Origin of the sequence: Bacillus sp. LBG-1-113, from assembly GCF_020708615.1 — a bacterium.
Taxonomy (GTDB): Bacteria; Bacillota; Bacilli; order Bacillales; family Bacillaceae; genus Bacillus; species Bacillus mojavensis.
Genome location: NZ_JAJFDG010000008.1, coordinates 156,238 through 163,297, shown reverse-complemented (window position 1 = coordinate 163,297; position 7,060 = coordinate 156,238). Strand labels below are relative to the sequence as shown.

At 44.9% G+C, this 7,060-nt stretch carries 8 protein-coding genes; all 8 read left to right on the top strand.

The features are described 5' to 3' along the window. The first annotated feature begins 544 nt into the window (after window positions 1-544). The 8 genes from atpI to atpD all read left to right on the top strand — a co-directional run bounded on the left by atpI (window position 545) and on the right by atpD (window position 7,054). The gene (gene atpI, locus LJF29_RS17375; RefSeq protein WP_010332235.1) at window positions 545-928 is read left to right on the top strand and encodes an ATP synthase subunit I; all 384 of its coding nucleotides are present in this window, start codon (window positions 545-547) and stop codon (window positions 926-928) included. Between the two features lie 7 nt (window positions 929-935). Further along, window positions 936-1,670 carry a F0F1 ATP synthase subunit A gene (gene atpB, locus LJF29_RS17370; RefSeq protein WP_010332234.1) on the top strand — a complete coding sequence of 245 codons (735 nt, stop codon included), beginning with the start codon at window positions 936-938 and terminating at the stop codon, window positions 1,668-1,670. Window positions 1,671-1,715: 45 nt separating this feature from the next. Beyond that, window positions 1,716-1,928 (top strand): F0F1 ATP synthase subunit C, encoded by a 213-nt coding sequence (gene atpE, locus LJF29_RS17365; protein ID WP_003151167.1) that lies wholly within the window; start codon window positions 1,716-1,718, stop codon window positions 1,926-1,928. Window positions 1,929-2,090: 162 nt separating this feature from the next. Then, window positions 2,091-2,603: a F0F1 ATP synthase subunit B gene (gene atpF / locus LJF29_RS17360; RefSeq protein WP_105990810.1), complete on the top strand. Its 513-nt coding sequence runs from the start codon at window positions 2,091-2,093 to the stop codon at window positions 2,601-2,603. Next, window positions 2,600-3,145, top strand: coding sequence for a F0F1 ATP synthase subunit delta (locus tag LJF29_RS17355; RefSeq protein ID WP_010332232.1), 546 nt, complete (start codon window positions 2,600-2,602; stop codon window positions 3,143-3,145). Before atpF ends, LJF29_RS17355 begins: the two co-directional genes overlap by 4 nt. Window positions 3,146-3,161: 16 nt before the next feature. After that, entirely contained in the window at window positions 3,162-4,670 is a 1,509-nt protein-coding gene (gene atpA / locus LJF29_RS17350) for a F0F1 ATP synthase subunit alpha (protein WP_010332231.1), read from the top strand. A 76-nt stretch (window positions 4,671-4,746) separates the two neighbouring features. Continuing rightward, a complete protein-coding gene (atpG, locus tag LJF29_RS17345) occupies window positions 4,747-5,607 on the top strand; it encodes an ATP synthase F1 subunit gamma (protein WP_229149860.1) in 861 nt (286 codons plus the stop codon). Window positions 5,608-5,632: 25 nt separating this feature from the next. Beyond that, window positions 5,633-7,054, top strand: coding sequence for a F0F1 ATP synthase subunit beta (gene atpD / locus LJF29_RS17340; protein WP_010332229.1), 1,422 nt, complete (start codon window positions 5,633-5,635; stop codon window positions 7,052-7,054). Window positions 7,055-7,060 lie beyond the last annotated feature (6 nt).

The following is a 7,060-nucleotide window of genomic DNA, read 5'->3' as shown; positions in this document are numbered from 1 at the left end:
GAGAAGAATTTCTTGTGTGGAACATGAGAAAGACACCGTCCTTTTGAAGTCTTTCTTTTATTTTATTACAGGAGAGTGGGTATTTTAAGAAAAAATAAAGGCTGTCGAGATTTTCTCGACAGCCTGAAGAAAACCCGCCAACGGGTTTTCTTTTTTATTATCCAGTTTTTTGCTATTCGGTGAATCTCTATACAATTATAGGTGAAAATGTGAACATTCTGTGGAGGCTTACAGTATAAAAAGTTTTTTAACTTTAAACAGATTGACACATGTTAGGGGCTATTGTATGCTAAACGAGGGTATTATGAGAAGGTTTTCATAGCTTTCATTATAGTCCTCATCCCCAATGTAAATCCTCCCAGAAAACCCGTTTTATGAGGATTTATTCAAGCGAATGAAACAGCATCCCTGCAAGGCTTGCGGATGAATGATTTTTTCGAACAGGCCCGTTTTGCCGGACAAAAAAGGTCTTCTACTAGGGTTAACCGCTGATTTTGCCGTATCCAAGAAATACATTATTTTTTCATCAGGAGACAGATAGTTGATGGACGATCCCAAGCTACAATTTAGCAGACAACGAAAATATCTATTGTTCATTTTGGCAGCGTATGTACTGGGTTATGGTTTAACAGCGTATAAAACCGTTTTTTTAGGCCTTATTCTGGGAACTGTTTTCAGTTTGTTTAATTTTTTACTGCTCGTCAGAAGAATGAATGCTTTTGACAGGGCCGTTGCGAAAGGCAAGTCCATACGATCCCTTGGGAGCGCAGCGCGGTGGTGCAATGCGATACTTGCTGCGGCTGTTGCCTATAAATATCCCGAGCATTTTCATATGGCAAGCACAGTTATTGGATTAATGACAATTTATCCTGTCATTATGATAGATTCCTTTATCCAGCTTAAACGTTCATCAATGGAAGAGAGGTGAAAACCCTTTGAATCATGAATACAGAACTATTGAATTACTAGGTCTTACTTTTAATCTGACAAACATTCTGATGATTACTGTGGCGAGTGTGATCGTGTTATTGATTGCCATCCTTACCACAAGAACGCTTTCGATCCGTCCGGGAAAAGCCCAGAACTTTATGGAATGGATTGTTGATTTTGTCCGCAATATTATCGGCAGTACAATGGATTTGAAAACAGGGGCTAACTTCTTGGCACTTGGTGTCACATTGCTGATGTACATATTTGTGTCGAATATGCTGGGGCTGCCGTTCTCTGTCACAATCGGACATGAGCTCTGGTGGAAATCTCCGACAGCCGATCCTGCCATTACATTAACGCTTGCCGTAATGGTTGTCGCTTTAACCCATTATTATGGTGTGAAGATGAAAGGGCTCAAGGAATATTCCAAGGAGTATTTGAGACCTGTTCCGTTCATGCTCCCGATGAAAATCATAGAAGAGTTTGCAAATACGCTGACTCTCGGTTTGCGGCTTTATGGTAACATCTTCGCCGGTGAGATTCTTCTCGGACTGCTTGCGGGATTGGCGACAAGCTTCTATTCGCAAAGCGTGGTTCTCGGACTTGTCGGTACAATCGGCGCCATTCTGCCGATGCTGGCATGGCAGGCATTCAGTTTATTTATAGGTGCCATCCAGGCGTTTATCTTTACGATGCTGACGATGGTGTACATGTCTCATAAAATCAGTAATGATCATTAAAACATTATATCCAAACGGATAACATTTTAAAGGAGGAACTTTTTCATGAATTTAATAGCAGCTGCGATTGCAATTGGTTTAGGCGCACTTGGTGCAGGTATTGGTAACGGTTTGATTGTTTCACGTACGGTAGAGGGGATTGCCCGTCAGCCGGAGGCAGGTAAAGAACTTAGAACTCTTATGTTCATGGGTATCGCATTAGTTGAGGCCCTTCCTATTATCGCTGTCGTTATCGCATTCTTAGCGTTCTTTGGCTAAGCATAAAAGCCTTATATGAACTAAAAATGGCGAAGATCATTCCAAGAGAACCTTCGCCATTGCTTTATGTCTGATAAGCATCCCGCCTTGCCGGCTGAAAAGAGACAAGTGCGGCTGCTGGATCAGCAAAGAAAAACCTGCAGAAGGGAGTTGCCGTAGTAGATGTCTCAATTACCACTTGAACTAGGACTGTCGTTTAACGGCGGAGATATCCTGTTCCAACTGTTAGCTATGTTAATTTTATTAGCGCTTCTGAAGAAATACGCTTTAGGGCCGCTATTAAACATAATGAAACAGCGTGAAGATCATATCGCTGGAGAAATTACGTCTGCTGAAGAAAAAAATAAAGAAGCGCAGCAGCTGATTGATGAGCAGCGCGCTCTGTTAAAAGAAGCAAGACAGGAATCCCAAACGCTTATCGAAAACGCGAAGAAACTGGGAGAGAACCAAAAAGAAGAGATTATTCAGGCTGCGCGTGCAGAATCTGAACGTCTGAAAGAAGCAGCCAGAACTGAAATCGTGAAGGAAAAAGAACAGGCGGTTTCTGCTCTCCGTGAGCAAGTAGCGTCTCTTTCTGTCATGATTGCGTCGAAAGTGATCGAAAAAGAACTGGATGAACAGGCTCAAGAGAAATTGATCCAGGACTATCTTAAAGAGGTAGGAGAAAGCCGATGAGTGGATCAGCTGTCTCTAAACGATATGCATCAGCTCTTTTCGATATTGCCAATGAGTCCTCTCAGCTCAATCAGGTAGAAGAAGAGCTAAAAGTTGTAAAAGAAGTATTTCAAAATGAAAAAGCGCTAAATGATGTGTTAAACCATCCGAAGGTGCCGGGCGCAAAGAAAAAAGAGCTCATCCAAAACGCTTTTGGATCTTTATCACAGTCCGTGCTTCATACGATTTTTCTTTTGATTGACCGTCATCGGGCAACAATTGTGCCTGATCTCACAGATGAGTTTGTGAAACTCGCAAATGAGGCCCGTCAAACAGAAGACGCAATTGTATATTCAGTTAAACCACTGACGGATGCTGAAATTTCTTCATTATCACAAGTGTTTGCAAAAAAAGCCGGAGTCGCTTCACTGAGAATCAGAAATGAAGTGCAGACGGATTTAATAGGCGGCATTAAAGTCCGCATTGGAAACCGGATTTTTGACGGCAGCGTAAGCGGAAAGCTTCATCGCATTGAACGTCAACTTGCCGGGGAAAATCGATAGAAGGGGTGAAACCTAAGTGAGCATCAAAGCTGAAGAGATTAGCACGCTGATAAAACAGCAAATACAAAATTATCAATCTGAAATTGAAGTTCATGACGTAGGTACAGTCATCCAAGTCGGTGACGGTATTGCTCGTGTACACGGTCTTGACAACTGTATGGCCGGTGAACTTGTTGAGTTTTCAAACGGCGTTTTGGGTATGGCTCAAAACCTTGAAGAATCAAACGTAGGTATCGTTATCTTAGGACCTTACACAGAGATCCGTGAAGGGGACGAAGTAAAAAGAACAGGCCGCATCATGGAGGTTCCTGTCGGTGAAGAGTTAATCGGCCGTATTGTGAACCCGTTAGGTCAGCCGGTAGACGGTCTTGGCCCGATCCTCACAAGCAAAACACGTCCGATCGAAAGCCAGGCACCTGGTGTTATGGACCGTAAATCCGTTCATGAACCGCTTCAAACTGGTATTAAAGCAATTGATGCACTGATTCCAATCGGCCGCGGCCAGCGTGAGCTGATCATCGGTGACCGTCAAACAGGTAAAACATCTGTTGCGATCGATTCGATCTTAAACCAAAAAGGCCAAGACATGATCTGCGTATATGTAGCGATCGGTCAAAAAGAATCTACAGTCCGCGGCGTAGTTGAAACATTGCGTAAGCACGGCGCGCTTGATTATACAATTGTTGTAACGGCGTCTGCGTCACAGCCGGCACCACTTCTGTACCTTGCTCCGTATGCAGGGGTTACAATGGCAGAAGAATTTATGTACAATGGCAAGCACGTTCTTGTTGTATACGATGATCTTTCTAAACAAGCGGCTGCTTACCGTGAGCTGTCCTTGCTTCTTCGCCGTCCGCCAGGCCGTGAAGCGTTCCCGGGGGATGTATTCTATCTTCATTCCCGTCTGCTTGAGCGTGCAGCAAAGCTTAGCGACGCGAAAGGCGCAGGATCAATTACAGCTCTGCCGTTCGTAGAAACTCAAGCCGGAGATATCTCAGCGTATATCCCGACAAACGTTATTTCCATCACTGACGGACAGATCTTCCTGCAATCTGATTTGTTCTTCTCAGGCGTACGCCCAGCGATCAACGCCGGATTGTCTGTATCACGTGTCGGCGGTTCCGCGCAAATCAAAGCGATGAAAAAAGTATCAGGAACATTGCGTCTTGATCTTGCATCATACCGTGAGCTGGAAGCATTCGCTCAATTCGGATCCGACCTCGACCAAGCGACTCAGGCGAAACTGAACCGCGGTGCGCGTACAGTTGAAGTGCTGAAGCAGGATCTGAACAAGCCGCTTCCGGTTGAAAAACAGGTAGCCATTCTTTATGCGCTGACAAAAGGATATCTTGATGATATTCCTGTAGCGGACATCAGACGTTTTGAAGAAGAGTACTACATGTACCTTGACCAAAACCATAAAGAACTGCTTGACGGAATTGCAAAAACAGGGAACCTTCCTGCTGATGAAGACTTCGCAGCTGCAATCGAAGGCTTCAAACGCACATTTGCACCAAGCAACTAACTCGAATGCTGATGAGAGAAAAAGGTTCTCTTTTTCTCTCTTTTTACGCAAATGAAGAGAAAAGGTGGTGAAATCTTTGGCCTCATTACGCGATATTAAGTCAAGGATCACGTCAACGAAAAAAACGAGCCAGATTACAAAAGCCATGCAGATGGTATCTGCAGCTAAGCTGAATCGTGCTGAAAACAACGCAAAATCATTTGTGCCATATATGGATAAGATCCAAGAGGTTGTATCAAATGTCGGAAAAGTATCCGGCAGCGCGAAACATCCGATGCTTCTCAGCAGAGATGTGAAAAAGACGGCATACCTCGTCATTACATCTGATCGCGGTCTTGCTGGCGCTTTTAACAGTTCGGTTTTACGGAGTGCTTATCAGGCCATTCAAGAACGTCATCAGTCTAAGGATGAGTATGCAGTGATCGTTATCGGACGAGTGGGCCGTGATTTCTTTAAAAAACGCGATATTCCGATCATTTCCGAGCTAACAGGACTTGGAGACGAAGTGTCGTTTTCAGAAATTAAGGACCTTGCCCGTCAAACGATTCAAATGTTTATAGACAGTGCATTTGATGAATTGCATCTTGTATATAACCATTATGTCAGCGCCATTTCTCAAGAAGTGACGGAGAAAAAACTTCTGCCGCTATCTGATTTGGGCGGCGGCGGAAAAAGAACGGCGTCTTATGAATTTGAACCGTCTGAAGAGGAGGTTCTGGAGGTTTTGCTTCCTCAATACGCAGAAAGCTTAATCTTCGGTGCGCTTCTTGACAGTAAAGCAAGTGAACATGCTGCGAGAATGACGGCGATGAAAAACGCGACAGACAATGCGAAGGATCTTATCGATTCACTTTCGCTTTCTTACAACCGCGCTCGCCAAGCAGCGATTACACAAGAAATTACGGAAATTGTCGGCGGAGCAGCCGCTTTAGAATAGAAAGATTTTGTCAGGAGGGATAGCGATGAAGAAAGGACGCGTTAGCCAGGTATTAGGGCCAGTTGTCGACGTACGTTTTGAAGATGGTCACTTACCTGAAATATATAATGCGATTAAAATTTCACAGCCGGCTGGAAGTGAAAACGAAGTAGGTATTGATTTGACGCTTGAGGTCGCTCTTCATTTAGGCGATGACACAGTCCGTACAATCGCAATGGCATCTACGGATGGTGTGCAGCGCGGAATGGAAGCTGTCGATACGGGAGCGCCGATTTCAGTTCCGGTTGGTAATGTGACACTCGGCCGTGTATTTAACGTACTCGGAGAAAATATTGATTTAAATGAGCCGGTTCCTGCGGATGCGAAGAAGGATCCGATTCACAGACAGGCTCCTTCATTTGATCAGCTTTCAACAGAAGTTGAAATCCTTGAAACAGGAATTAAAGTTGTTGACTTGCTTGCTCCATACATCAAGGGCGGTAAGATCGGATTGTTCGGCGGTGCCGGTGTAGGTAAAACCGTATTAATCCAGGAATTGATCAACAACATCGCGCAAGAGCACGGCGGTATCTCTGTATTCGCCGGCGTAGGAGAGCGTACTCGTGAAGGGAACGACCTTTTCTACGAGATGAGCGATTCAGGCGTAATCAACAAAACAGCCATGGTATTCGGACAAATGAACGAGCCGCCGGGCGCACGTATGCGTGTTGCACTGACAGGTCTTACAATGGCTGAGCATTTCCGTGATGAGCAAGGACAGGACGTACTGTTCTTCATCGATAACATCTTCCGTTTCACACAAGCGGGTTCAGAGGTTTCTGCCCTTCTCGGCCGTATGCCTTCTGCGGTTGGTTATCAGCCGACGCTTGCAACTGAAATGGGTCAGCTTCAAGAGCGTATCACGTCTACAAACGTTGGATCCGTTACATCTATCCAGGCGATCTACGTGCCTGCCGATGACTACACTGACCCGGCGCCGGCAACGACGTTCGCTCACTTGGATGCGACAACAAACCTTGAGCGTAAGTTAACTGAAATGGGTATCTACCCTGCGGTTGATCCGTTGGCTTCTACATCACGCGCCCTTGCTCCAGAAATTGTCGGAGAAGAGCATTATGCGGTTGCCCGTGAAGTTCAATCAACGCTTCAGCGTTACAAAGAGCTTCAGGATATCATTGCGATTCTCGGTATGGATGAATTGAGTGACGAAGATAAACTTATCGTTCAACGCGCACGCCGCATTCAGTTCTTCCTTTCTCAAAACTTCCACGTGGCTGAACAGTTCACTGGCCAAAAAGGTTCTTACGTGCCTGTAAAAGAAACGGTTCAAGGTTTCAAAGAAATCTTAGCCGGCAAATACGACCATCTTCCTGAAGATGCGTTCCGTCTTGTAGGCCGTATCGAAGAAGTTATTGAGAAAGCAAAAGAAATGGGTGTAGAAGTTTAAACTGGT